The organism is Stenotrophomonas sp. DDT-1 (genome assembly GCF_001580555.1).
Classification (GTDB): Bacteria; Pseudomonadota; Gammaproteobacteria; order Xanthomonadales; family Xanthomonadaceae; genus Stenotrophomonas; species Stenotrophomonas sepilia.
On the sequence record NZ_LEKR01000011.1, the window covers coordinates 90,651 to 114,231 of the forward strand.

The window sequence follows — 23,581 nt, forward strand, 5'->3', positions numbered from 1 at the left end:
TCAGCCACTGTCGCGCACCCTGCTGCCTCCCGACAGGCGGGTGCGCGTTCAGTCGCTTGTTCACGAATCAAACTGCCAAGTTCAGGCGCGCCCCTCTTGCCTTGAAGCGCGATCGAGACCGGTCGTTGGCGGCATGTTTTTCGATCTCATGCAGATTGGCCGCCACGGACTGCCGCTGCTGCTCAACCTTCTGGAGCGGCTCTCGAACCAACTCGGGCACCTTCAGGAACTCCACCACCCGCTCGGCCGCCGCCGCGGCTCGGAAGAGCTCCCGGGGATCGTCCCGGAGGATTTGGATCCACGACTTCACGTAAGCCGCGTGCTGGGTGGGATCGTGGCCAATGCCCAGGCGTTCGCCCATCAGCATGGATGACACCTCCGCGACCAGTTCTTCCTTGGCGTAGTCGATGCTCCCAAAAGCCCCTTTCTGATCGCGGTTGAGGCGGGTGGGAAAGCCGGTCCAGTGGCCCAGTTCGTGCAACGCGGTGGCGTAGTAGCCGCTGGCCGAGTGAAAGGTGTTGCGCTGGGGCAAGTGGATGCTGTCGGTCATCGGACGGTAGAACGCTTGGTTGCCCCCGTCGTGGTGGATCTCGGCTCCGCTGTCTCTCAGCACCGCTTCGCAGGCCTGGTGAATGTCGGGCTCTGGGCGCGCGGCTGGCAGGACCAGTGCCGGCAACCCATCGATCTGCATCGCGTTGAACACGCGTGGGAAGAAGACCTTGGGGTGGGCCTTGGCGATGAGGTCGGGGTCCCCGCTCTTCTTGGCCTCCTCCACCCGCGACCAATCCCAATACTCAATCACGCTGGCCTTCTCGCCCTTGCGCACCTGAGCGCCCACGGCCGCGGCTTGCTTGTAAGTCATCCACCGGTTGTCCTGGGTGTCCCAGGCGCTCTGAAGGGCCCACAGGTGGAGCAGGTTTCCGCCCCGGTAGCTCTTGCCAGTCGTGGGGTTCATGGGCAACCCGAGGTCCACGCGGGCGTCCCAGGGTTTGAGAAAGGGACCGGTGCCCTCCTCCATCTGGCGGATCAAGCGCTCGACGACGTCGCGGGAATGGCGCTGAAGGAAGCTTTCGTTGGGGGTGGCATCGGACACGGGCAGGCTCTCCTGGAAGGCAAGGAAAGGCGCCTGTCGGCAACGCCAAGGGGGTTAGGCTGGAAACTTCAATCGTGAATGGTGACGGCGCGTCCCTGCTCCAACAGGTTCTCCAGCAAAGCCAAGGCCCGTTCGATGGTCAAAGCGGTGCCGGGGCCCCCGTCGCCCTCCTGGAGCTGCACGCGGATGCCCTCGGGGGTTCGTTGCACGGTGAAACGGGGGGACGCCGCCAGGGAGTCCTGGCGGTCCATGCTGTCGTCTACAAAGGCATCGGAAGGGGTCATGGTTTCAGCATGCGACAGGATACGGATTTGGCAAGTCCGGGCTGGACCGTTAGCGTCACCGACCAATCCATTGGCTAGAGCTGATACGGAAGATGGGAACACGGATTTGGCCCCGCCTTTACGACCGCCGTTGGCGCGCATCCCCATCTCCCACCTTTCCGCCACCTTGGGTTTCGCTGCTTTCTCGGCCCGCCAACGGCTCACCGAACAGCGCACGAATCTCCAGTTCATTGATACGTTCCTGCAGCTGGAGTTGGATTGCCTTGGCTCTGGTGCGCCCTGCCTCCTCCCTCAACGCATCGGCATGGAGAGCTCCCATCTCAGCCGCCTGCTGCTGAGCGCTCAAGCGGTCGAATCGACGCTCTATCTCTTCCTGCCGAGCCCCTTGCTGTTCGAGGGTGGGCGTCACATCGGTTTCCCAAGGCTCCAAAGACTGAGAGCGCTCCTGCGCCACGCGCAGTGCTGTCACGGTCGCCGATGATCTCAACGGCAGATCGCCACAGGCCTCGCCGACGGTGGCTGCTCCGTTGATTCGCAGGCGCACGCATTCTTCCTGTTTGCCATTGATGCGACGGTTCGAGCGGGCGCCGTCGTCCAGGCCCATCTCTTTCAAGCCTCGCCAGAACTGGCGACCGGTGAGGAGATCGATGTCCGCCAGCCCTTGTCGGTAGCCCCAGTTTTTGTAGTTCTCGTAGACCTGCCGCATGGAAAGCGTGCACTCATCCGTCTCAATGCGCACCACGCGCTCGGCTTGAGCCCAAGCCATGACCTGGTCGCTGCCATGGCGGGCGGCCAGCTTCGCTGCGCGCACGGCTTCGGGCATGTCGGCGTCGGTGTCGGACAACGCCCTACCACGGGCCACGATGCGTCGGGCGCCTTCGAGCATCCAGTCCAGCACAAGCTGGCCTTCCTCTGCCAGGATGTTCTTGACCAGATCAGGGTCGTGCTGGTTGACCGGTACCGCCTTCTTCCAGTGCACGACGGTGAGGCGGCGCCACACCCCGTTGCTCTTGTCGCGGATGAAGGGGGCCGAATTGGACGTGATGATCCACTTGGCCGTGGAATGGTAGCTCGCCAGCTGCTTCTGGTTCTTCCGGTCGATGCCAATGCCATTGCCAGAGACCATCGTCTTGAACCGACCTTCGGCCCACTTCTCGCACTCCACTTCGTCCACCAGGATCAGGCTGGCGCCAATCATGGGTTCCAGGCTGAAGCGGTCGCCCAAAGTTTCAAGGTTGCAGCGGGCCACCTGACGGTGCATCGCTTCCACGATTTCCGCCAGGGTGGATTTGCCAGAACCTGCGACGCCGTGCCACCAGGCGGCCTGGCTGTAGACACCCGGCAACAGGGTCATGCCGCACTGCTCCTGGAGCAGGTCGATGACGCGCGGGTCGTCGTGGGCTTGGCGGAGGAACTTGGCGAATCGCGAGTCAGCCGGCAAAGGCTGGGGCTTGTATGCATGGCCCTGCCTGCCACCACAGGCCACCCTGACCGCGTGGGTCATGCCCAAGGCGGGATCAGGAGCGAGCACATGGAAACCGCCGGGAAGGATTTCCACGTAGCCGTCTGCCACCGGCACGATGGCCCGCTTGGCTTGGGCTGGCATGGGGTTTTTCTGGCGCAGCCGAAGGGAAGCCATGTCCCAGCAGTCCTTGGCGAGCTTGGGGCTGCCCGCGAAATCGGCGTTGCGGTCGATCCAATCGGATGCCACACCCACACCTTCCGCGTCGCTGATCGCTTGCCAGTAGGTACCGTTCCAATGGTGTACGATCTCGCCGGTGCCGCTGGTGGCTTGGCACGCCCACAAGCGATCGACGCATTCGGTGGTGCGGCGGGCAAACAGGATGGGGAGCGACGGTGGCTTGCGCTGGCCCTCTCGATCAACCGAGTGGCGGTAGAGCTGCTTGTGCTCCTCTGCCTCCAGGTTGACCTTGCGGGCGGAGGCTTCCGCACCCAGGAAGCGCGACGCTTCGAATGGCACGATGTTGCTTGGCTCTTCCGTCGTCGGGTTGACAGCCTTCCCTTTTGGGGACACATTGGTTGTAGACATTGTTGTTGGCTCCTCTCAAACCCTCGCCCTGGCCGGTGGGGGTTTGTCGTTGTGGGGGGACAGGCTTGCTCAGGCAGCGCGCGGGAGAGCGGTTTCCAAGGCGCGGCGAATGAACTCGCTCTCTGTCATCTCGTTTTCGGCCGCGGCGAGACGAAGGCGTTCGGCCAAGGGGCGTTTGATCCGAACGTGCTTTTTCACGCTGGCGCGGATGCTGTAAGTCGGCGGCGACGAGGGATGGGTGGCGGCGTTCACGGTGGCAACTCCGAAGGTGAAAGGTTTGGTGTGTCCCACATGGGGGACACTTCCACTCAACCACTCCAGGAGCTTTCCGCAACCCACGGTTTTTGACTAAACACGAAAACTGCGGAATCTCTCGCACTTTTTCCGGAAGCCCTGTTCTGCTGGCTTTCCCTTCCCTGCTGGTCTTCCATTAGCCAGCAGAAAGAGAAGACCAGCAGGAAGACCAGCAGGAAGACCAGCAGCTACAAACCCTTGATTCCAAAAGCTTTGCATTCATAGAAAACCGTTCCGCTGGTCTGCTGGGTCAAAAAAGAATCGGTTTTGAAATTTGAGATACCAACACTTTCCATGCGATTTGGACGCATTTGCACAGGGGAGTTGAATCGAAAGCCAGCAAGCCAGCAGCGCACTTTTAGTCGCAGAAATCCCTTGGGATTCAACGACCTTGCACTACTGGTCTTCCTGCTGGCCTTCGATCGCTGCTGGCTAGTGGAAGACCAGCAGCCGGAAGTTCCTACTCATTTTCGGCCAAACACTCCAGTTGCTCGCGCTTGCGATCGGTCAAGAACGGATGCTGAAACTCCCTCCCGCTTTCCACCTCCGTCACCACCACGTGTTCTTCAATCGTAAGGGCGCCATGGTGCCAATCGATGGCATCCAACTCCGCCAAGGACAGTCGCGCGAATGCCTCCATTGCCTCGGACTGGGTCTGGGCAAAGACCTCAATCACCTTGCTCACCAAGTAGTCACCCCGGACGACGAATTCGTAAGTTCCCATCGGCTCCTCCTAATAGTTGAGGTGGTGGCGCATGGTTGGACAAGGCCAGTTGAGATCTTCGCGTTCGGAACCATCGGGGCTGATGACCTCCACAAAGCCGTAGATCTCCTCCAACTCGGTACGCCAGCCACCGGCATGAATGTCAGCCACTCCCATCGAGTTCAGAATCTCCAAGGCTGCCGCCTCTGAGTCCGCGTCGATTCGGATTTCCAATTCGGCCGTCGCGCGGCCCAAGACAACAACGTTCCAGCGATCAGCCATTGGAGCTCTCCTGGTTCGCCGTGGCCACCTGCCCTACCCGCTGGATGGCAAAGAACTTCCCGTGCAACGCACCGCTCGCCTGCGCTTGCTGAAGGTGATCGGCGGCGCGCTTGCCGTAAGTCACCACCAACGATCCCGACGGCGCTGCCGTGCCGGTGGTTCCGTCGGGACGCACAAACCTCAGCCTCCCACGGGTGAACAGGATCGCCGTCGCGTTGGGGTGGGAAAGCACGCAGTCGTGCATCCATCCCGTCTCCATGTTGACCGGCACCAGGGCGATACCGCCGCCGGGGTGGTTGGCCAGCTTGCTCAACCACTTCTCAATCCCTTTTCCGTAAGGCGGATTCATCCACACGAATGCCTGCTTGGGCCACGGCGTAGCCAAGCCGTCCTGGCTCGGCGGGATCATCCGGCTGGCCGTGGGTGCGGGCAGCCGCGACGGGTCTTCGGGCGTGCAAGGATCGAGGTCAAAGCCGCGCCTTCCCCCCAGCGCCCTGACGATGGCAGGCGGGGTATACCAATCGACGCTCGTGTGGGCCTTGTCGCTTGCCTTGTAGCAAACGGAGGTGAGCCGGGTGGGTTTAGCCGCTACGAGGCGCTTGGAGCGGGTTGCTGCGTTGAACGGCAGAACGTTGGACTTGGGCTGCATGAGGATTCTCCAGGCAAGGCTCCGTCAGCACGGCTGCGTTGCCGCGTTGAAGAATGGGTTTTGGGAGTTGGGCTTGAACCAGCCCGAGAGGCGCTGCTGGCGGCGGGTTACCACCAAGAGTTGTAGAACACGTCCCAACCGTCGTTGATCAATGCGCGGGCCTGCGCAATGAAGTCCAGATCTTCTTCAGCTCGATCGGGATCCGATTCACCGAAGAAGAAGCCTTGGGTATAAGGCAAATCATCGTTCAGCACAGCCTGTTCCAACGCATCAAGATCGTCCAATCCAAGGAATACGGGAACTTGGTTGAAATCGAAGGGATCAACCTGCCCCGTCCTAGCACTGTGCAACTTGAACATCCAACCATGAAGGTTCGGATGCTTTCGCCAGTAGAAAAATAGTTCTTGAGTGCGATCTCGCACATCAGTGCGGGTCTTGACCGCATACATATCGAGGCCCATCGGCTTGCTCCATCGCCCCGACCACCGAGGCGTTGGAGTAATCATCCGAACTGAGAGCCTCCATCGATACGGATATTGGAGGCCTCCAATATCCGTTAGCAGCCGTTACATTCGCCCATTGCGCTTGTCGGGCATCTTTGGAGGCGCCGGCTGCAGGCGTTCGTGCAGCGCTTGTTCGATCACCCCAGCTCGCGAGGCGTCGAGCTGCTGAGCCAGGTCCCGCAGACGGCTGGCCTGGGCTTGGGCTGCGTTGTTGAATGCGTCCACCCACTGGCGCTTGACGTCAGGGTTTTGCCAAGGCTGGGCGAAGGCCTCGGTCAGCGTGCAGACCCGAATCCCAAGCCCGATTTGCACGCCCAATGCTTGGAGCTGGCGAATTAACGCATCGCTGATGGGTTGGTCAGTCAGTGGCTCCAGGAAGAACTGCTTAGCCTTGGACCCTTTGGCCACCAGAAACGGCAGTTCTGCAGTTAGGAGGGTGTCGATCGCAACGCCCCGTTCGCTCAACGGCTTCCACAGGCCCTTAGCCTTGAGCTCGGCTGCCCAGGCCATCAACGGAACAAGGGTGGTCGAGCGCTTGCGAGTTCCCTTCACCGTGAACAGCGTCCCTTTTGGGGAGTGTTCCTTCAAGAGGTGTTGCAATTGGGCCGTGCTGATCGCCAACACCCCAGCGGCCTCATTGAAGCTCAACGCCACGTCCACCTTGGGCCGCTGTTTCGCTAGGCGCAAATGGTCTGCGATCTTCTTCTCCATCTGGCCCACGTTTTCGGTGCCAGAGAGCTTGCCGAGAAAGCGATCGATGGCGCGGCGGTAAGCATCAGCAGCAGTAAGGGCCATTAGTTCGGCTCGCTCCCCTTACGGCCGACCTTTGAAGAGCGCGCGGCAGCATTGCTGCTTCGCCGCCCGACCTTGCGCGCCGGCAGGGTGCGCAGCGCCTCCAGGTCGATTCCGTAATCTAGGACACCCAAAGCTGGCGTTCCTCCGGCACCGTTGAGCTTCTCACTCACCGTAAAGGGCCTGCTGTAAGTCGCGTGGTGTTCGTCGTCCAATTCGTGGCCGACGATTTGGGCTCGCATCTCAGAGGCCACACCGCTGCCCTGCATCTCCTGAATCACGGTCTTTCGGAGACTATGGAAACCACGTTTCGCTTTCGACCACCCACCACTGTGCTTTTGGAGGTAGTAGCTGAACGCCTTCGATATCCAGTTCCCCGCACCATTCTTCGCCTTACTGTCAGCCTGCGGAAACAATCGCCAGTCCCCGCTCTCCCTTCGTTCGGCGACGTAGTCCAAGAAACCAAGCTTGATCAGGTCGGGATGCAACGGGACGACCCGATTGGAAACATCGGTCTTCAATCGCTGATCCTCCCCCTCATCGGTAAACCGTATGCACGGGATTCCCTCCTCTTCCTTGACGTCGAGGGTAAACAGCTGCCCCACCTCACCTGCCCGGGCGCCCGTATACAGGCCCAACAAAGCCGCCCAGCGCGCTCCCGTTGAAAGCTGCTTGAAGCTATCAGGCGCGAAGAGTTGATGAACCTGATCCAAGGTAAAGGCCTGGAAGCCAAATTTTCTGCGCTTGCGCTTCTCCGCCATCGAAACGCTGACGTGACCTGCGGCGACATTGTCTCCCTTGAGCACGTAGCCTGAAGCCATTGCCCAAGTGAAGAATCCTCTCTTTCCTGCGAGGTAGCTCTGGCGATTGTTGAGCGTAGAACGCGTTAACCCGCGCTTGGCCAAATGGTCGTAGAAGCGGGCCATCTCAGGCCGCGTGATGGTGTGCAGCTCGCGCTCGGCGCCCAAGAACTCGATCAGCTCTGTCACGGGAAGCAGTTTGATGCCGACCGTTTTGACCTCGATGTCCTCGGCGGCGACTTTATCCTGCCAGATTCGCTTCGCATCGATCAGGCTGATGGTCTCAGATGGCAGGGGCTGCGCCGCCGCTGATTCCAACGGGTTTGGCCCAGCCGCCGCCGGAACTGCACCCGCATCACGGAAGTGGAACTTGCCGATTTCTTCCAGCGCCTCCATTGCTCGAGCATGGTCGGCCGCATCCGTGGTCCGAAGACGGAAGCCCGGCAAGTCAATTTCATAACGCCGGGAGCCGTTCTCCGCGACGCTGCGCAGAACATCCTCAACCGTGAGTCCCTTCTTGGTCATGCACCCATCCCTGATGGCATCGAATGCTTGAGCATAACGCTGCGCGATGGCCAAGGCAGCCACTCTTGCGCTATGCAGTTGGATGCCCAAGGGATGCTTGACGAAAGGTTTGCCGACGATACCGCGCATGTCCGTCGGAACGCGCATGCGAAACTGGTAACGACCTGTGGAAGAGCGAGTGAGATAGCTTGGTAATCGCATCGGAGTTGTGCCCCGATTTGTGCCCCAAGCCGCCCTTCAAGACCTTAAAAAATGTCGTTTAAAAACAAACACTTACTAAGGATTGGCGGAGAGAGTGGGATTCGAACCCACGGAAGGTTTGACCCTTCGCCGGTTTTCAAGACCGGTGCCTTAAACCGCTCGGCCATCTCTCCAATCGGGTCCCGGTCGCCCGGGCAGCGGCGTATTCTCGCACGTGACGGGCATTTGCCCAAGACCACCATGCCCCTGCCCTCCGCATCCGGCACGGTGGAGCCTTCGCCGTAGAACAGCAACGCCGGACATCGCCCGGCGCTGCCTTCAAGACCTCTCAGCCCGCGTCCACCGCCAGCGCACCCAGCGCACTGGCCTTGATCCGCTCCTTGGCCTTCTCACAGGCGCCACCGCAATCCAGGCGCGAGGCCTCCAGCTGCGGCGGCAGATGTTCGGCCAGGAAGTCGATGAACACGCGCACCGCCGGCAACAGCCCGCGGCGCGAGGCGAACACGGCGTGGCACACGCCCTGCGGCAACGACCAGTCCGGCAGCACCACTTCCAGCTCGCCATTGCGCACGGCATCGGCGCACACGGTCTCCGGCAGCATGGTGATGCCGAAACCGTCCTTCACCATGCTCTGCAGCAGCGGGAAGTCGAAACCAGCCACGCGCGGCTGCAGGTCGACCCGGCGCACTTCGCCTTCCGGGCCATGCAGTTCCCAGCGCTGGCGGGCTTCGTCTTCGCTGATGCTGAGGGTGACATGCTGGGTGAGCTCTTCCGGGTCCTTGGGGCGGCCGGCGCGGTCCAGGTATTTGGGGCTGGCCACCAGCAGTTCCTGCACCTGGCCGAAGCTGCGCATCACCAGGCTGCCGTCGTCGTCCAGGCGCGAACGCACGCGCAGGGCGACGTCGTAGCCTTCATTGATGATATCCACGCGGCGGTTGCTGATGTTCAGCTGCAGGCGCACCTTCGGGTACTGCTCAAGGAACTTGGGCAGCAGCTTGGGAAGCTGCATCTGCGCCAGTGACACCGGCACGCTGGCGCGCACCACGCCGCGCGGCTCCGCGCTGAGGCGGTCCACCACTTCGCGGGCGGCCTGGGCCTCGGCCAGCATCGTCTGCGCATGGCGATGCACGCTGGTGCCGACGTCGGTGACCGCGAAACGGCGCGTGGAGCGCTGCAGCAGGCGTACGCCCAGGTCGGTTTCCAGCTGGCTGATGCGGCGGCTCAGGCGCGACTTGGGAATACCCAGTGCGCGCTCGGCGGCGGCGAATCCGCCGTGGTCGACCACCATCGCGAAGTAGTACAGGTCATTCAGGTCATGCATACCCGAGTTCCATATCTAGAACAATACGTGGCATTCAATCACCTTTATTCCGCCTTTGCAACAACCTATCGTTCTCTCCGTCGGCGGGGCCCCCCCGCCCCTTCCTCCCAGAACACAGGTGACTGCCATGAAGCTTCTGCATCTCGACGCCAGCGTGCTTGGCGACAACTCCGTCTCGCGCCAGCTGTCGGCCGCCGTGGTCGCCCGCTTCGCCAGCCAGATTGATGGCCTGCAGGTCGATTATCGCGATCTTGACGCCAATCCGGTACCGCATCTGCGCAGCAGCTCGCTGGCCAGGACCGACGCGGCCGAGGCGACCGATGCTGAACAGGTGATGCAGCAGTTCCTGGACGCCGACATCGTGGTGATCGGCGCGCCGATGTACAACTTCAGCATTCCGTCCACGCTGAAGGCCTGGATCGACCGCGTGGCCGTGGCCGGCCGCACCTTCAAGTACACCGAGAACGGCCCGGTGGGACTGGCCGGTGGCAAGCGGGTGATCATCGCCAGCAGCCGTGGCGGCATCTACACCGACTCGCCGGCCGACTTCCAGGAGCCGTTCCTGCGCCAGGTGTTCGCCTTCATGGGCATCAACGAGGTCGAATTCGTGCGCGCCGAGGGCATCGCCTATTCGCCGCAGCACCGTGAAGACGCCATCGCCGGTGCGCTGGCAGCACTGCCGTCGCACGAAGCGGCCGAACCCGTCGCCGCATAACGCGTTCCAACGTTCGGCGCCCCTCTCTCCTCGTCTGGGCGCTGAACGCGGGCCGGGATCCCCTCCCCCATCCCGGCCCACCCTGGCGGCCCCGCTGTGCGGGGCCGTTTTCTTTTGCGACGCGCTAGGCTGGGGGCATGAACTACATCGTGACGGCTGCGCACCGCAGCGAATTTCCGCACCCGATCACCCTGCGCCGTGGCCAGGCGCTGGTGGTGGGCGAACGTTATGAAGGCCCGGAGGGCTGGGAAGACTGGTTCCTGTGCCAAGCCGAAGGGCAGCAGCCCGGTTTCGTGCCGGCGCCGGTGATCGGTCGCGATGCGCAGGGTGGCGCGTTTGCCACGGAAGATTACTGCGCGCGTGAACTGGATGTGGATCCCGGGCAGGTGCTGCGCGGGCAGCACACGCTCAATGGCTGGGCGTGGTGCGTGCCGGAGACGGGCGAACCTGGATGGGTGCCGTTGGAGAAGCTGCGGGTTTCAGAAGCCCCGTAGCGCCCGAGCCCATGCTCGGGCGGCGGCGCGCGGAGCGCCGATAGAAACAATGCGGCCCGCGATGGGCAGGAGCAGCCGAGCATAGGCTCGGCTCTACAGGACACTGAGCGCCGGCTGTCAGGCGATGGTTTCCAGGCCGCCCATGTACGGGCGCAGGGCCTCCGGCACGGTGATGCTGCCGTCGGCGTTCTGGTAGTTCTCCATCACCGCGATCATCGCACGGCCAACCGCCACGCCCGAGCCGTTCAGGGTATGCACCAGCTCAGGCTTGCCGGTGGCCGGGTTGCGCCAGCGCGCCTGCATGCGGCGGGCCTGGAAGTCACCACAGTTCGAGCACGAGGAGATCTCGCGGTAAGTCTCCTGCGACGGCAGCCAGACTTCCAGATCGTAGGTCTTCACCGCCGAGAAGCCCATGTCGCCGGTGCACAGCAGCACCTTGCGGTACGGCAAGCCCAGCTTTTCCAGCACCACTTCGGCACAGCGGGTCATGCGCTGGTGCTCGGCGTCGCTGTCTTCCGGGCGGCTGATCGAGACCAGCTCGACCTTCTCGAACTGGTGCTGGCGGATCATGCCGCGCACGTCGCGGCCGCCGCTGCCGGCCTCGGCACGGAAGCACATCGAGTGAGCGGTCATGCGCAGCGGCAGACGCTCGGCGTCGACGATCTCGTCACGCACGATGTTGGTCAGCGGCACTTCCGACGTCGGGATCAGGTAACGCGTGGAGTCGCCCACGGCGGTCTTGAACAGGTCGTCCTCGAACTTCGGCAGCTGGCTGGTGCCGCGCAGCGAATCGGCGTTGACCAGCAGCGGCACGTTGGTTTCCTCGTAGCCGTGCTCGCCGGTGTGCAGGTCGACCATGAACTGAGCCAGGGCGCGGTGCAGGCGCGCGATCGGGCCGCGCAGGACGGTGAAGCGCGAACCGGACAGTTTGGCCGCGGTCTCGCCGTCCAGCCAGCCATTGCGGGCGCCCAGTTCAACGTGGTCGAGCACCTTGAAATCGAACTGGCGCGGGGTTCCCCAGCGCGCCTGCTCGACGTTGTCGTTCTCGTCAGCACCGGCTGGCACGTCATCGGCCGGCAGGTTCGGGATCCCCATCGAGATCGCTTCGATCTTCTCGCGCAGCTCGTCCAGCGCCACTTCCGAGGCCTTCAGCTCGTCGGCGAAGGCGGCGACCTCGGCCATGATGGCCGACACGTCCTCGCCCTTGGCCTTGGCCTGGCCGATGGCCTTGGAACGGCTGTTGCGCAGGCTCTGCAGCTCCTGGGTCCGCACCTGGATGCGCTTGCGATCGGCCTCCAGGGACTCCAAGGCAGACACGTCGAGCTCGAAGCCACGGCTGGTGCGCAGGCGTTCGGCGAGGTCGGCGGGCTGGTGGCGGAGCAAGGCTGGATCAAGCATGGCAGGTGTCGTGGTGGGTATCAGGGATGGGATTATCGCTTGTTATACGGATTTCTGCCGCCCGGTTCATTCCCGCCGTGGCAGAATCGGGGCATTCCGTACTGGTCCGGTCCATGTCTGCACCCCGCTCGCCGTCCGCCAAGTCGTTTACCGTGCATATCCCGCGCAACGCCCTGAAGATCGCGGGCATCGCCTTCGGCGTGGGCGTGCTGCTGTTCGTGCTGGTCTGGTTCACCGGTCGCGACAAGGAATTCTTCCGCGCCGACCCGGCCGCACAGACCCCGCAGGAGACGGCGCAGGTGGAACCGCTGCCCGAACCGCTGGCGGCGGCCGCCGGTTCCAGCGACATGCCCGATGCCAAGCCGGCCCCGGTCGAGGAGGAAGCCCCGAAGCTGGTCGAAACCCCGCCGCCACCGCCGGCGCCCGTCGCCGAAGCGGCCCCGGCCGCACCGGCTCCCGCGCCGGCTGCCACGGGCAACAGCCAGCCGATGCCGATTGCCGGCCAGTCGCCACCGCCGGCCTACCCGGCCGCCGCGCTGCGCGCCGGCGAGACCGGCAGTGTGGTTGTGCGCGTGGATGTGGATGCCACCGGCTATCCGAACAATGCCACGGTGATCCAGCGCAGCGGCTCACGCGAGCTCGACCGTGCCGCGACCGATGCGGTGCGCCGCTGGCGTTTCACCCCGGCACAGAGCAACGGCCAGGCCGTACCGGGCAGCATTGAAGTGCCGTTCGACTTCAAGACCCAGTAACTGAACGTTTCCCGGCAGGCAAACTGAACCCTGCCGGTTGCGTTGACGCAACGCTGACACTTCACGCCACTGGCCCGCGCAACACTCTCTCCCGTCGTCCAATTGACGGAAGGAGTTCGCGATGACCGCCACCACCCACGAAGACCTTCATTCGCCGCAGCTGCCGCAGGACGCCAGCGAACAGCACAAGCCCACGTCGCCCTGGATGTGGATCGCGCTGATCGTGGCGATGTTTGCCGCCGCGCTGCTCTGGCTGCGTCACTCGAACCAGGAAGACGTGGCGCCGGCACCGGTCGGCGAGCGCATGCTGCCCGCGCCCGAGCAGGCGCCGGTCGCCGACGTACAGCAGCCTGCGGCACGCCATGCCGCAGCGGCCGGCAACCAGCGCAAGGCCACCCCTGCCGTACGCAATCGCGAGGCGCGCCCGCTGGCAGGCAACAGCAAGCCGACCTACCCCGCTGCCGCGCTGCGCAATGGCGTGCAGGGCAGCGTGATCGCAAGCCTGAATGTCGATGCCCGCGGCCAGGTCACCAATGCTGCGATTGTTTCGCGCAGCGGCGAGCGCAGCCGTGACCTGGATCGTGCGGTGCTGAGCGCCGTGCAGAACTGGAAGTTCCAGCCGGCGATGCATGAAGGCCGTGCAGTGGCCAGTGTGGTGCGGGTCCCGGTGGATTTCCGTACCGGACAGCGTTGATCGCGGACGAGGGGTTCGTGATGTTTAGACGGAGGCTTCGGCCTCCGTCCTTTTATGTGGAGAAGCGTGCCAACCGAGGTTGGCACCTACCCGAAAACCTGATCGGCCGATCAGGCCAGGTTGAAGCCGGCGCTGCGCGCCAGGCCGTCGAAGTCCGGGAAGGACGTGGCGACGTTGGCGATGTCGTTGATACGCACTTCGCCGTCGCTGATCTGGCCGGCAATGGCAAACGCCATGGCAATACGGTGGTCACCGTGGCTTTCGATGGTGCCACTCCCCAGCCGAACGCCGCCGTGCAGGGTGGCGCCATCCTCGGTTTCGTCCACCTGCATGCCCAGAGCACGCAGGCCGGTGGCCATCGCCGCAAGGCGGTCGGATTCCTTCACTCGCAGTTCGGCCGCACCGCTCACCACGGTCTGGCCCTCGGCGGCCGCGGCGGCCACGAACAGCGCCGGGAACTCGTCGATCATGTCCGGCACCAGTTCTTCCGGAATGCGTGCGCCCTTCAGCGGGGCGTAGCGCACCACCAGGTCGGCCACCGGTTCACCGCCCTGTTCTGCCGGGTTCTCTTCGGTGATGTCCGCACCCATCAGGCGCAGCGCGTGCAGCAGGCCGGTGCGACGCGGATTCAGGCCGACCTGCTTCAGGCGCAGCTCGGAACCGGGAATGATGCTGGCGGCGACCAGATAGAACGCGGCCGAGGAGAAATCGGCGGGCACCACGATATCCGTGGCGCGCAGGCGCTGGCCACCGCGCAGGCGGGCCTTGCCCGGCGAAAACGCGATGTCCACGCCGAATGCGGACAACATGCGCTCGGTGTAGTCGCGGGTCGGGTGCGGTTCGGTCACGCTGGTTTCGCCCTGCGCATACAGCCCGGCCAGCAGCACCGCCGACTTGACCTGCGCGCTGGCCACCGGCGAGGCGAAATCCATGCCGTGCAGCGTCTGGCCACCATGCACGTGCAGCGGCGGTGTGCCGTCGTCCTGGGTGTCGATCCTTGCGCCCATCTGCGACAGCGGGCCAGTGACGCGGCGCATCGGGCGGCCGGACAGCGATTCATCGCCGATCAGCGTGCAGTCGAACGACTGGCCCGCCAACAGGCCGGCCAGCAGGCGCATGCCGGTACCGGCATTGCCGCAATCCAGCGGTGCATCCGGCGCCTTCAGGCCATCGATGCCGACGCCGTGCACGACGCGCTGCGACGGGCTGGGCGTTTCGATGCGCACCCCCAGCTGGCTGAAGATGCGCGCCGTGGCACGGGTGTCCTCACCTTCCAGGAAGCCCTCGATGTGCGAGGTGCCATCGGCCAGCGCGGCAAACATCACCGAGCGGTGCGAGACCGACTTGTCGCCGGGAATGGTCAGGCTGCCCTGCAGCGGCTGGCCCTTGCGGGCTATCCAGTGTTGCGCGTTGCTCATCGTTCGATCATTCCGTAAACACCGGCAGCGCCGGCGATGCATCAGGGAGCGGCGGCTGTTGCCGCCGCAGCAGCACTCAGGGCACGGCCACCGGATAGGAGCCCAGCACCTTGATCTGCGCCGAGTGCGCTTCCAGTTCGGCCAGCGCAGCCTGCATCGGCGCGTCGTCGATGTGGCCGGCCAGGTCGATGAAGAAACCGTACTCCCACTTGCCGTGGTGTGACGGCCGCGACTCGATGCGGTTCATGCTGATGCCGTGGCGGGCGAACGGGCTGAGCACGTCGAACAGCGCACCGGGCTTGTCATGGATGAACACCAGCACCGAGGTACGGTCGTGGCCGGAGGTCGGGAAAATGTTGCGGCCCACCACCAGGAAACGGGTGGTGTTGTCGGCATCGTTCTGGATCGGTTTGGTGACCACCTTCTTCAGGCCGTACACATGGCCGGCGCTCTCGCCGCCGATGGCCGCCGCGTCGTCGGCGTTGCGCGCACGACGCGCACCTTCGGCATTGCTCGACACCGGAATCTTTTCGGCCTTCGGCAGGTTCGCGCGCAGCCACGCCGAGGTCTGCATGAACGACTGCGGGTGCGCGTAGATGCGCTCGATGTCCTCGATGCGGCCGCTGCGCGACATCAGGTACTGCTGCACGCGCAGTTCCACTTCGCCACAGATCTTCAGGTTGGAGGTCAGGAACATGTCCAGAGTGATCTGGATGGTGCCCTGCCCCGAATTCTCCACCGGCACCACGCCGAAATCGGCGTTGCCCGCTTCCACTTCCTGAAACACCTCCTCGATGCTGGCCATCGGCAGGCCCAGCGCGGAGCGGCCGAAGTGCTTGAGCACCGCCTGCTGGCTGAAGGTGCCTTCCGGGCCGAGGTAGCCGATCTTCAGCGGCTCCTGCTGGGCCAGGCAGGCCGACATGATCTCGCGGTAGACGTGCACCAGCAGTTCATCGCTGAGCGGGCCTTCGTTACGGTCCACCACCATGCGCAGCACCTGCGCTTCGCGCTCGGGGCGGTAGTAGTCGACGGCGGCGGCGAGCTTGCCCTTGGCCTTGCCGACCTGATGGGCGAAGCGCGCGCGCTCGGCGATCAGGCTCTGGATGTCGCGGTCGATCTGGTCGATCTTCGAGCGCACATCGGCCAGCGCCAGCGGCGCCAGGGTGGGTGCCGGGTTCGAGGCGGCCTTGGCCTTGCCCTTCGCCTTGGTGGGCACGCTTTCATTGGCCGGTTCGGCCTTCTTCGGCGCCTTCTTGCTGGATTTGCTGCTTGCCATCGGAATTCCTTGTTGCGGGGCACGCACCCGACGGTGCGCGCCGTTCATTGCTCAGCCGTGACGCTGCTGGAAATCGGCCATGAAGGCGACCAGCGCCTCGGCCCCGGCCAGCGGCATGGCGTTGTAGAGCGAGGCACGGATGCCACCGACGACCTTGTGTCCCTTCAGCGCCAGCAGGCCAGCGGCCTTGGCCTCGGCCACGAAGCGGGCATCGAGATCGGCGTTGGGCAGGAAGAACGGGATGTTCATCCGCGAACGGGCCGCGTGTGCAACCTCATTGCGGTAGAAGCCGCCGGAGCCGTCGATGGCGCCGTACACCAGCGCGGCCTTGGCGGCATTGAGCCTGGCGAACTCGGCCACGCCGCCCTCGGCCAGCATCCACTTGAACACCAGGCCGGCCAGGTACCAGTTCCAGGTCGGCGGGGTGTTGAGCATCGAATCGCGGGCGACATGCGAGCGGTAATCGAAGATGTCCGCGCGCGGCTGGCCACTGCGCTCGAGCAGATCGCGGCGGATGATCATCACCGCGATGCCGACCGGGCCCAGGTTCTTCTGCGCGCCGGCATAGATCACACCGTAGCGGCGCACGTCCAGCGGCTCGCTGGCGATGGACGAGCTGAAGTCGGCCACCAGCGGCACATTGCCGGTATCGGGCACATCACGGAACTCGACGCCGTGGATGGTCTCGTTCGCGGTGATGTGCACATAGGCGGCATCCGGCGAGAGCTGCCAATCGGCGCGCGGCGGCAGCGTGCGATAGCCATCGGCCTCGCTGCTGGCGGCGATGTTGACGTCGACGTAGACACCGGCCTGCTTGACCGCGGTCTTGCCCCAGTGGCCACTGACCACGTAGTCGGCACGCTGGCCGGGGGCGGCGAAGTTGAGCGGGATCAGCGCCTGCTGGGTGGTGGCACCACCGGACAGGAACAACACCGCATAGTCCTCCGGGATATCGAGCAGGCGACGCAGGTCGGCCTCGGCCTCGGCGGCCACGGACATGAATTCCGCGCCGCGATGGCTCATTTCCACGATCGAAGCGCCGGACCCGTGCCAGTCCAGCATTTCCGCCTGCGCCTGGCGCAGGACCGATTCCGGCAAGGTCGCAGGGCCGGCACTGAAGTTGAACGCGCGCGTCATGTCACACCTGTGGGGCAAGACCCCTAGTATGCCGCAGTGCACCAGCCTTGCGGCCTTGTGCGGCAAGGGAAATTTGGTTTCATTGGAATCCATCGGCAACGCGACCGGGTAGTGCCGGCCGCTGGCCGGCAACCTCACGGATTCAGGGGCGGCGGTTGCCGGCCAGCGGCCGGCACTACCGTCAGCGCGCGCCGAACCAGAGCAGCAGGCTGAGCAGCGCGGCCAGCAGCAGCGCACTGACCAGCAGCCACGGCCAGCGCCGCACCCTGCGCGGCGCAACCGGCAGCACCGGCGCCTGTTCCACGTCCTCGCCCGACTCGTCCTCGACCGGCAACGACCGCCGACGCGGATCATGCGGCACTTCCAGCACGAAACGGTGCTGGCCATCGAACACCACCTGGTCGCCGGCCTGCAGCCAGCAATGGCGCACGGCCACGCCATTGACGCGGGTGCCGTCGGCACTGCCGAGGTCGCGCAGCAGCACGCGTTCGCCGTGCACTTCCACGCGGGCATGCTGCTCGGCAAAAGCCGGGTCATCGATGGCGATGTCGGCCTCGTTGCCACGCCCGATCAGGCGGGCCCGCGACAGGGTGAAGCTGCGGCCATGATGGAGGCCGCCGACACCGCGCAGCAGCCGCTGCTGCTGCTCGTCGCTGCCATCTTCGGTTTTCGGCGCAGGCGCCTGCAGCAGGCTTTCGACCTCGCCCTGCAGGACCATCTCCACGCCATCCACATACACCGCATCGCCTGCACGCAGCAGGGCCATCCGGCGTACCGGGCGACCGTTGACGTGGACGCCGCGGATGCCGTTGCCGACCTGCAGCCAGAGGCCGCGATCATCCATGCAGAACTGGGCCAGCAGCAGTGCGCCGTGGCCGGGATCTCCGAGCCGCACGCTGCCGTTGGCCTGGCGCACGATGCGCTGCACCCCGGGCCGCAAGGGCTGGTCGGGCTGTTGTTGTTGACTGAAGTGAACAAGCAGGTTCTGCACGCGGCGCAGCCTAGCAGGTTGGTCGCCAACGAAGAAGAACCCACGATGAGTGCTTGGCGCGGCGGCCCTTGATGCGCACAATGCTTGCCCTCTTCGACCTACCCCGCCCTGCGCCAGGAGCCTGCATGTCCACCATCGATGTCCGCCACGCCCACGCCCTGCCCGATGCACAGGCGCGCGCCGCGATCGAACAGGTCGCTGCCAAGCTGTCCGAGCGCTTTGGCCTGAAGTCGTCCTGGACCGCCGACGTACTGAACTTCTCCGGCAGCGGCGTGGACGGTGCGATCGAACTGCAGCCGGGTGCCGTGCGCGTAACCGCCAAGCTGGGCTTCCTGCTGTCGGCGATGAAGGGCATGGTCGAAGGCGAGATCCAGCGTGTGCTGAAGGAAAAGCTGGGCTGAACCCCGGCGGCGGCCGTCACGGCCGTGCAACGCCGGTGCGCGCTACTCTCGGGGGCAGGCCCAACTCCCACGGGAAGTGCGATGAACCACTACGAGAACGACGACCGCCGCAACGACGATGCCTCTTTCAGTGACCAGGCCGAGCGCTTCTCGCGCAAGCTGAGCGATTCGGCCCAGCAGGTCTGGCTGGCCGGGTTGGGTGCGCTGGGTCGCGCCCAGGCCGAGGGCAGCCGCTTCTTCGATGGCCTGGTGAAGGAAGGCGAAGCCTGGGAAGCTCGCCGCCGTGAACGCAACGGCGACCAGGGCCCGGGCTGGCGTGACAATGTCGAGACCTCGCTGGACGAGGCCCGCGAGAAGGCCTCCGGCACCTGGAACAAGGTGGAGAAGGCCTTCGATGACCAGGTGCAGGGCGTACTCAAGCGCCTGCATGTACCCACCGCCGACGAAGTGACCGCGCTGGAGGCCCGCATTGATGCCCTGCACGCGCGCCTAGCCAAGCTGGAAAACCGCGCCGCGTCCGGCACCGACGCCCCTGCTCCGGGCAGCCATCAGTCGCCGGACAGCGTGCCCTGAGCGCAATTGTTGCAACGCAATAAAAATTGGTCGACAATCGCGAGCAACCCGCCAATCGCTTCGGCTGCCGTTTGTTCCCTCCCCTCACGGCTTCAGGATTGGCGGGTTTTTCGTGCCCGCTGTGCGCCGATCTGCGCGCTCCATCACGCTTTCTGTCAGGAACATCCTGACCCGGCCAGGCACCGCGACCTTTACACTGTCGTCCTCCGCTTTCGCCCCTTCCGCCCTACTCCTGCATGCTCCCCTGGATCCTGGCCCTGCTGTCGGCCCTGCTTAGCTGTTCCCTGGCCGTTGTCTATCTGTGGTGGGTCAAGCGGCGGCAGAAGGAGATGCAACTCGGCCTGCAGGCCCTGGCGGGCATGCATTGGCGCGAATTCTCGGTTCTGGTCAAGCGCATGCTGCGCGAACAGCGCGGCCTGCGTGAGCTGATCGATCCGGCGGAAGAAGCCCGCGAGCCAAGCAGCGATTTCATGCTCAGCGATGGCCCCAACCACTGGCTGGTGTCGTGCAAGCATGGCCTGGCCTACCGCATCGGCACCGCCGCAGTGAACGAGCTGGGTGCGGCCGCGCGCCTGGCCGGGGCCAAGGGCGGCGTGCTGCTGACCGAAGGCCGCATCGAGCGCGACGGCCGCAGCGCCGCCGAGAAGCAGGCGGTTGAAGTGCTGGACGGCCCGCGCCTGTGGCCGTTGCTGCAGCCTTACCTGCCCGGCGACATCGAAGCGCGCGTGCGCGCCAGCGCCCGCCACGAAGCGCTGCGCCGCATCGCCATCGCCGCACTGGGTTCGGCAACGCTGGGGCTGCTGGTTGGCCTGGGCCTGCAGGGCCTGCGTGTGGAAGAGGCCGCGCCGGTTGCTGCCGCACCGGCGGTGGCGACGCCTTCAACCGCGCCTGCGACGGAACCCGCGGGCACCGCGGCAGTGCTCCCGGCCGCCCCTGCACCCGCGGCTGCCGTCGCCCCGGCGGCCGACGCGCGCAGCAATCCCAATCCGGATGCGGCCACGCTGGAGCGCTTCCAGGCCGATCTGGCCCGGGCCCTGGCCGGCAAGCCCGGCATCGCCAGCGGTGTCTGGCTGACCCGGCAGACGCTGGCGATCAACCGCACCGGCGAACTGGAAAAGGTCTGGCCGCTGGTCTGCGAGGAAGTGCTGCACTACCCCGCCCTGCGCAACGTGCGCATCCAGCTCAACGCCCGGCCCGGCGTGGATGAGCCGGTACGCTGGCGGCAGTGCGCTACGTATTGATGGGGCAGCATCCACGCATGGCGTGGATCTACTGAATCCCCACGCCACGCGTGGATGCCTTTGCAGAGTTGAGCCACGCTCGACTCATCGCGCATCGCGCGAACAGCAGCCGAGCATGGGCTCGGCGCTACATGGCCCTGCTCAGCCCAATCGCGCCCCCCCCTTGGTAGATCCCCGCCATGCGTGGAAGGAACCCCTAGCGTGCCCCTGGCGCGAAGCGCGCGACCAGGTCCCACGCGTCGCCGAGGAATACCTGGCGCACGCGGGTGATCGGCTGATCGCCACGCCAGGTCAGGCGCTCGATCACCAGGCAGGCGGTACCCGGTTTCACGTCCAGCAGCCTGGCCGTGGCGGTGTCCGCACCCCAGGCACTGATGCGATGCTGCGCGCGCGTCCAGGACACGTTCTGCAGCAGCCAACTGCCCGGCGCGGTGGTACTGAAATCGACTTTCAGTACCTCGGGCACGCCCACCGGACTGATCAGGCGATGCTCCAGCGCCAGCGGACGGCCATCGGCCAGGTGCAGGCAGCGCATCGCCAACAGCTTCTCGCTGCCGGCCAGCTCCACTTCACCGGCATTGCCGGTGTCGGCCAGGCGCAGCTCGCGCTGCAGCAGGCGGTACGCGTACTGATGGCCGCGCGAACCGACCTCCATCGCGATATCGGGAATCTCCAGCGCCACCTGCTCCAGGTGCGGCGGCTGCCGCGCCACGAATGAACCGGCGCGACGGCGGCGCTCGATCATGCCGCTCTCGGCCAATGCGGTCAGCACCTTGTTCACCGTCATCCGCGAGCAGCCGTACTGCTCCATCAACTCGTGCTCGTACGGAATACGGAAGCCCGGCGCCCACTCTCCGCTGAGGATGCGGCTTTCCAGATCGCTGCGGATACGCTGGTTGAGCGTGGCGGACTTGCTGGCCTTCACGTAATGAGGTCCCGGTGGCGGAGGCGATCAGCCCAGCACGCCGCGCAGGGCGGCGGCGAAGGCGGTGGTGATCGCCTCGCGCTGCAGGTGGCGGCCCTCGGCCACGCACTGGCGGCCATGGCGCCAGACCGATCGCAGCGCGCCATTACGTGCGGCGAACACCCAACTGTCAAGCCATGCGTCATCCTGTCGCGCCTGCAGCGCCGGGTGCGCGGCGTCCAGTTCGACCAGGTCGGCACTGGCACCGACCTGCAGGCCAGCGGCCACGCCCAGCGCCTGTGCGCCACCGTGCAATGCACCTTCAAACAGGAAGCGACCGGTGCTGCGGGTGGCATCCGGCGCCAGTACATTGCGCCCGCGCAAGGTCAGCCGCTGGCCGTATTCGAGCAGGCGCAGTTCTTCGGCCGCGTCGATCAGCACATTGGAATCGGAGCCGACGCCGAAGCGTCCGCCCTCGCGCGCGAATGCCTGCATCGGGAACAGGCCGTCGCCCAGATTGGCCTCGGTGATCGGGCACAGGCCGGCCACGGCCTGGCTGGCCACAATGGCCGCGCGCTCGTCATCGGTGATGTGGGTGGCATGCACCAGGCACCAGCGCGCATCCACCGGCGCATGGTTGTACAGCCACTGCACCGGGCGCTGGCCGCTCCAGGCCAGGCAGGCCTCCACTTCGCGCACCTGCTCGGCGATATGGATGTGCACCGGGCCGTCGGTTAGCGGCAGCAACGCACTCAGTTCCTCGCCGGTGACCGCACGCAGGCTGTGCGGTGCGATGCCGAGCACCGCGTCGGGCAGCGCGGCCAATGCCGGCTTGGCGGCGTCCACCAGCTGCGCGAAGCCGTCCATGTCGTGGATCAGGCGTCGCTGCGCTGGATTCGGCGCCGCCCCGCCGAAATCGGCATGCGCATAGAACACCGGCAGCAGGGTCAGGCCGATGCCGGTCTGGTCGGCGGCGGCGGCAATCCGTGCACTCATCTCGGCTCGATTGGCATAGGCGCGGCCGTCGGCATCGTGGTGCAGGTAATGGAACTCGCCGACGCGGGTGAAGCCGCTTTCCAGCATTTCCATGTAGGCCTGGGCGGCGATGGCCTGCACCGCGTCCGGACGCAGATGGGCCAGGAAGCGGTACATCAGCTCGCGCCAGCTCCAGAAGCTGTCACCGTCACCGCCGCCGATCTCGGTCAGGCCGGCCATGCCACGCTGAAACGCGTGGCTGTGCAGGTTGGGCAGGCCCGGCACCAGGATGCCGACCCGGATGTCGCCGTGCTGGGTGCCCTGCCCCGTACTGATCGCCGCAATACGACCGTCCTGCACCTGCAGGCGGACATCGCGGGCCCAACCCTCGGCCAGCAGGGCGTGGGCGGCATGGAAACTGTGCGGGGAACGCGAATCGGACATGGCTGGACAACCCGAAATGGACGCCTATATTGTATAGACATATAAGCACAGCCGCGTTGTGGATGCCATGCACGTCGATACCCTCTGGTCCAACGTCCACCTGATTACCCTCGATGGCGAGGGGCTGGGTGTCATCCGCGATGGCGTACTGGCCTGCGCCGACGGCCGCATCATCCACGTCGGCCCGGCCGGCAGCGACGCCCACCTGCAGCCGACCACCCGCATCGACGGCGAAGGCCGCTGGATCTCGCCGGGCCTGATCGACTGCCACACCCACCTGGTCTACGCCGGCAACCGCGCCAACGAATTCGAGCAGCGCCTGCAGGGCGTGAGCTATGCCGAGATCGCCCGTGCCGGCGGCGGCATCGTCTCCACCGTGCGCGCCACCCGCGCCGCCACGCCAGAGCAGCTGGCCCGCGAAAGCCGGCCACGGTTGCTGGCGATGCGCGCCGAGGGCGTGACAACCCTCGAGATCAAGTCCGGCTACGGCCTGACCCTGGCCGACGAACGCAAGCAACTGCAGGTTGCGCGTGCGCTGGGTGAGGAATGCCGGGTCAACGTGGTGACCACCTTCCTCGGTGCACACGCGATTCCGCCGGGCCGCCAAGCACAGGAGTACACCGATGAGGTGTGCGAGGTGATGATTCCGGCCATCGCCACCGAAGGCCTGG

Annotated in this window: 25 protein-coding genes, 1 tRNA gene and 1 pseudogene; 8 read left to right on the forward strand and 19 right to left on the reverse strand. The window is 65.2% G+C overall.

The features are described 5' to 3' along the window. Positions 1-67: 67 nt before the first annotated feature. The 12 genes from AB839_RS08155 to AB839_RS08205 form a co-directional block, all read right to left on the reverse strand. Positions 68-1,093 (reverse strand): zincin-like metallopeptidase domain-containing protein, encoded by a 1,026-nt coding sequence (locus AB839_RS08155; protein ID WP_006375900.1) that lies wholly within the window; start codon positions 1,091-1,093, stop codon positions 68-70. A gap of 68 nt (positions 1,094-1,161) precedes the next feature. Then, positions 1,162-1,377 (reverse strand): hypothetical protein, encoded by a 216-nt coding sequence (locus tag AB839_RS08160; protein ID WP_024956732.1) that lies wholly within the window; start codon positions 1,375-1,377, stop codon positions 1,162-1,164. A gap of 118 nt (positions 1,378-1,495) precedes the next feature. Continuing rightward, entirely contained in the window at positions 1,496-3,427 is a 1,932-nt protein-coding gene (locus AB839_RS08165; protein ID WP_061478955.1) for a DUF5906 domain-containing protein, read from the reverse strand. A gap of 69 nt (positions 3,428-3,496) precedes the next feature. Continuing rightward, complete coding sequence (locus tag AB839_RS21515) at positions 3,497-3,679, reverse strand: ribbon-helix-helix protein, CopG family (RefSeq protein ID WP_141098938.1); 183 nt, start codon at positions 3,677-3,679, stop codon at positions 3,497-3,499. A 502-nt stretch (positions 3,680-4,181) separates the two neighbouring features. Further along, the gene (locus tag AB839_RS08170) at positions 4,182-4,445 is read right to left on the reverse strand and encodes a hypothetical protein (RefSeq protein WP_006375902.1); all 264 of its coding nucleotides are present in this window, start codon (positions 4,443-4,445) and stop codon (positions 4,182-4,184) included. A gap of 9 nt (positions 4,446-4,454) precedes the next feature. Beyond that, entirely contained in the window at positions 4,455-4,706 is a 252-nt protein-coding gene (locus AB839_RS08175) for a hypothetical protein (RefSeq protein ID WP_006375905.1), read from the reverse strand. Beyond that, on the reverse strand, positions 4,699-5,355 hold the full coding sequence (locus AB839_RS08180; RefSeq protein ID WP_049400621.1) for a DNA N-6-adenine-methyltransferase: 657 nt from the start codon (positions 5,353-5,355) through the stop codon (positions 4,699-4,701). The genes AB839_RS08175 and AB839_RS08180 overlap by 8 nt, the downstream gene beginning before the upstream one ends. 107 nt (positions 5,356-5,462) lie before the next feature. Beyond that, positions 5,463-5,816, reverse strand: a complete 354-nt coding sequence (locus tag AB839_RS08185) for a hypothetical protein (RefSeq protein ID WP_012480712.1) — start codon at positions 5,814-5,816, stop codon at positions 5,463-5,465. A gap of 105 nt (positions 5,817-5,921) precedes the next feature. Then, positions 5,922-6,653 (reverse strand): hypothetical protein, encoded by a 732-nt coding sequence (locus AB839_RS08190; protein ID WP_006375976.1) that lies wholly within the window; start codon positions 6,651-6,653, stop codon positions 5,922-5,924. Further along, on the reverse strand, positions 6,653-8,176 hold the full coding sequence (locus AB839_RS08195; RefSeq protein WP_012480713.1) for a site-specific integrase: 1,524 nt from the start codon (positions 8,174-8,176) through the stop codon (positions 6,653-6,655). Before AB839_RS08195 ends, AB839_RS08190 begins: the two co-directional genes overlap by 1 nt. 83 nt (positions 8,177-8,259) lie before the next feature. Next, a tRNA-Ser gene (locus AB839_RS08200) sits at positions 8,260-8,349 on the reverse strand. A gap of 155 nt (positions 8,350-8,504) precedes the next feature. After that, the gene (locus tag AB839_RS08205; RefSeq protein WP_005410175.1) at positions 8,505-9,497 is read right to left on the reverse strand and encodes a LysR family transcriptional regulator; all 993 of its coding nucleotides are present in this window, start codon (positions 9,495-9,497) and stop codon (positions 8,505-8,507) included. 127 nt (positions 9,498-9,624) lie between these two features. On the opposite strand from AB839_RS08205, the gene AB839_RS08210 reads away from it, so the two are divergent. Together AB839_RS08210 and AB839_RS08215 are read left to right on the forward strand one after the other, a co-directional pair. Continuing rightward, a complete protein-coding gene (locus AB839_RS08210; RefSeq protein ID WP_061478956.1) occupies positions 9,625-10,212 on the forward strand; it encodes an NAD(P)H-dependent oxidoreductase in 588 nt (195 codons plus the stop codon). 137 nt (positions 10,213-10,349) lie between these two features. Continuing rightward, positions 10,350-10,706: a hypothetical protein gene (locus tag AB839_RS08215; RefSeq protein ID WP_061478957.1), complete on the forward strand. Its 357-nt coding sequence runs from the start codon at positions 10,350-10,352 to the stop codon at positions 10,704-10,706. Between the two features lie 117 nt (positions 10,707-10,823). Here AB839_RS08215 and serS read toward each other — a convergent pair whose 3' ends face one another. Further along, positions 10,824-12,104 carry a serine--tRNA ligase gene (serS, locus tag AB839_RS08220; protein ID WP_061478958.1) on the reverse strand — a complete coding sequence of 427 codons (1,281 nt, stop codon included), beginning with the start codon at positions 12,102-12,104 and terminating at the stop codon, positions 10,824-10,826. A gap of 113 nt (positions 12,105-12,217) precedes the next feature. Between serS and AB839_RS08225 the strand changes: the two genes are divergently transcribed. Further along, entirely contained in the window at positions 12,218-12,856 is a 639-nt protein-coding gene (locus tag AB839_RS08225) for an energy transducer TonB (protein WP_049438027.1), read from the forward strand. Between the two features lie 121 nt (positions 12,857-12,977). Beyond that, complete coding sequence (locus tag AB839_RS08230; protein ID WP_061478959.1) at positions 12,978-13,550, forward strand: energy transducer TonB; 573 nt, start codon at positions 12,978-12,980, stop codon at positions 13,548-13,550. A 110-nt stretch (positions 13,551-13,660) separates the two neighbouring features. Here AB839_RS08230 and aroA read toward each other — a convergent pair whose 3' ends face one another. From aroA to AB839_RS08250, 4 genes are all read right to left on the reverse strand, one after another. Continuing rightward, entirely contained in the window at positions 13,661-14,968 is a 1,308-nt protein-coding gene (gene aroA, locus AB839_RS08235; RefSeq protein WP_061478960.1) for a 3-phosphoshikimate 1-carboxyvinyltransferase, read from the reverse strand. Positions 14,969-15,044: 76 nt separating this feature from the next. Further along, positions 15,045-16,244: a prephenate dehydratase gene (pheA, locus tag AB839_RS08240; protein WP_061478961.1), complete on the reverse strand. Its 1,200-nt coding sequence runs from the start codon at positions 16,242-16,244 to the stop codon at positions 15,045-15,047. Between the two features lie 51 nt (positions 16,245-16,295). Continuing rightward, the gene (gene serC, locus AB839_RS08245) at positions 16,296-17,381 is read right to left on the reverse strand and encodes a 3-phosphoserine/phosphohydroxythreonine transaminase (RefSeq protein ID WP_061478962.1); all 1,086 of its coding nucleotides are present in this window, start codon (positions 17,379-17,381) and stop codon (positions 16,296-16,298) included. Positions 17,382-17,562: 181 nt separating this feature from the next. Then, the gene (locus AB839_RS08250; protein WP_061478963.1) at positions 17,563-18,372 is read right to left on the reverse strand and encodes an FHA domain-containing protein; all 810 of its coding nucleotides are present in this window, start codon (positions 18,370-18,372) and stop codon (positions 17,563-17,565) included. Positions 18,373-18,497: 125 nt separating this feature from the next. On the opposite strand from AB839_RS08250, the gene AB839_RS08255 reads away from it, so the two are divergent. From AB839_RS08255 to AB839_RS08265, 3 genes are all read left to right on the forward strand, one after another. Next, positions 18,498-18,773 carry a polyhydroxyalkanoic acid system family protein gene (locus AB839_RS08255; protein ID WP_005417302.1) on the forward strand — a complete coding sequence of 92 codons (276 nt, stop codon included), beginning with the start codon at positions 18,498-18,500 and terminating at the stop codon, positions 18,771-18,773. A gap of 81 nt (positions 18,774-18,854) precedes the next feature. Next, positions 18,855-19,346: a phasin family protein gene (locus tag AB839_RS08260; RefSeq protein ID WP_005417304.1), complete on the forward strand. Its 492-nt coding sequence runs from the start codon at positions 18,855-18,857 to the stop codon at positions 19,344-19,346. 236 nt (positions 19,347-19,582) lie between these two features. Continuing rightward, positions 19,583-20,587 (forward strand): restriction endonuclease, encoded by a 1,005-nt coding sequence (locus tag AB839_RS08265; protein ID WP_061478964.1) that lies wholly within the window; start codon positions 19,583-19,585, stop codon positions 20,585-20,587. A 196-nt stretch (positions 20,588-20,783) separates the two neighbouring features. Here the strand turns inward: AB839_RS08265 and hutC are convergent, their stop codons facing one another. After that, complete coding sequence (gene hutC / locus AB839_RS08270) at positions 20,784-21,512, reverse strand: histidine utilization repressor (RefSeq protein ID WP_061478965.1); 729 nt, start codon at positions 21,510-21,512, stop codon at positions 20,784-20,786. Positions 21,513-21,539: 27 nt separating this feature from the next. Next, on the reverse strand, positions 21,540-22,910 hold the full coding sequence (locus AB839_RS08275; protein ID WP_061478966.1) for a formimidoylglutamate deiminase: 1,371 nt from the start codon (positions 22,908-22,910) through the stop codon (positions 21,540-21,542). A 67-nt stretch (positions 22,911-22,977) separates the two neighbouring features. Here AB839_RS08275 and AB839_RS08280 point away from each other — a divergent pair. Continuing rightward, positions 22,978-23,581: pseudogene (locus tag AB839_RS08280) on the forward strand (imidazolonepropionase); the annotation flags it as partial.

What these genes read in the sequence shown, in the direction of transcription:
- AB839_RS08260 (WP_005417304.1), top strand. Translation starts at nt 18,855, where the DNA reads ATGAACCACTACGAGAACGACGACCGCCGCAACGACGATGCCTCTTTC.
- serS (WP_061478958.1), bottom strand. Translation starts at nt 12,104, where the DNA reads ATGCTTGATCCAGCCTTGCTCCGCCACCAGCCCGCCGACCTCGCCGAA.
- AB839_RS08205 (WP_005410175.1), bottom strand. Translation starts at nt 9,497, where the DNA reads ATGCATGACCTGAATGACCTGTACTACTTCGCGATGGTGGTCGACCAC.
- AB839_RS08210 (WP_061478956.1), top strand. Translation starts at nt 9,625, where the DNA reads ATGAAGCTTCTGCATCTCGACGCCAGCGTGCTTGGCGACAACTCCGTC.
- AB839_RS08215 (WP_061478957.1), top strand. Translation starts at nt 10,350, where the DNA reads ATGAACTACATCGTGACGGCTGCGCACCGCAGCGAATTTCCGCACCCG.
- aroA (WP_061478960.1), bottom strand. Translation starts at nt 14,968, where the DNA reads ATGAGCAACGCGCAACACTGGATAGCCCGCAAGGGCCAGCCGCTGCAG.
- AB839_RS08225 (WP_049438027.1), top strand. Translation starts at nt 12,218, where the DNA reads ATGTCTGCACCCCGCTCGCCGTCCGCCAAGTCGTTTACCGTGCATATC.
- AB839_RS08170 (WP_006375902.1), bottom strand. Translation starts at nt 4,445, where the DNA reads ATGGGAACTTACGAATTCGTCGTCCGGGGTGACTACTTGGTGAGCAAG.
- AB839_RS08165 (WP_061478955.1), bottom strand. Translation starts at nt 3,427, where the DNA reads ATGTCTACAACCAATGTGTCCCCAAAAGGGAAGGCTGTCAACCCGACG.
- AB839_RS08230 (WP_061478959.1), top strand. Translation starts at nt 12,978, where the DNA reads ATGACCGCCACCACCCACGAAGACCTTCATTCGCCGCAGCTGCCGCAG.
- AB839_RS08180 (WP_049400621.1), bottom strand. Translation starts at nt 5,355, where the DNA reads ATGCAGCCCAAGTCCAACGTTCTGCCGTTCAACGCAGCAACCCGCTCC.
- AB839_RS08275 (WP_061478966.1), bottom strand. Translation starts at nt 22,910, where the DNA reads ATGTCCGATTCGCGTTCCCCGCACAGTTTCCATGCCGCCCACGCCCTG.
- AB839_RS08190 (WP_006375976.1), bottom strand. Translation starts at nt 6,653, where the DNA reads ATGGCCCTTACTGCTGCTGATGCTTACCGCCGCGCCATCGATCGCTTT.
- serC (WP_061478962.1), bottom strand. Translation starts at nt 17,381, where the DNA reads ATGACGCGCGCGTTCAACTTCAGTGCCGGCCCTGCGACCTTGCCGGAA.
- AB839_RS08175 (WP_006375905.1), bottom strand. Translation starts at nt 4,706, where the DNA reads ATGGCTGATCGCTGGAACGTTGTTGTCTTGGGCCGCGCGACGGCCGAA.
- AB839_RS08185 (WP_012480712.1), bottom strand. Translation starts at nt 5,816, where the DNA reads ATGGGCCTCGATATGTATGCGGTCAAGACCCGCACTGATGTGCGAGAT.
- AB839_RS08265 (WP_061478964.1), top strand. Translation starts at nt 19,583, where the DNA reads ATGCTCCCCTGGATCCTGGCCCTGCTGTCGGCCCTGCTTAGCTGTTCC.
- AB839_RS08160 (WP_024956732.1), bottom strand. Translation starts at nt 1,377, where the DNA reads ATGACCCCTTCCGATGCCTTTGTAGACGACAGCATGGACCGCCAGGAC.
- AB839_RS08255 (WP_005417302.1), top strand. Translation starts at nt 18,498, where the DNA reads ATGTCCACCATCGATGTCCGCCACGCCCACGCCCTGCCCGATGCACAG.
- AB839_RS08195 (WP_012480713.1), bottom strand. Translation starts at nt 8,176, where the DNA reads ATGCGATTACCAAGCTATCTCACTCGCTCTTCCACAGGTCGTTACCAG.
- pheA (WP_061478961.1), bottom strand. Translation starts at nt 16,244, where the DNA reads ATGGCAAGCAGCAAATCCAGCAAGAAGGCGCCGAAGAAGGCCGAACCG.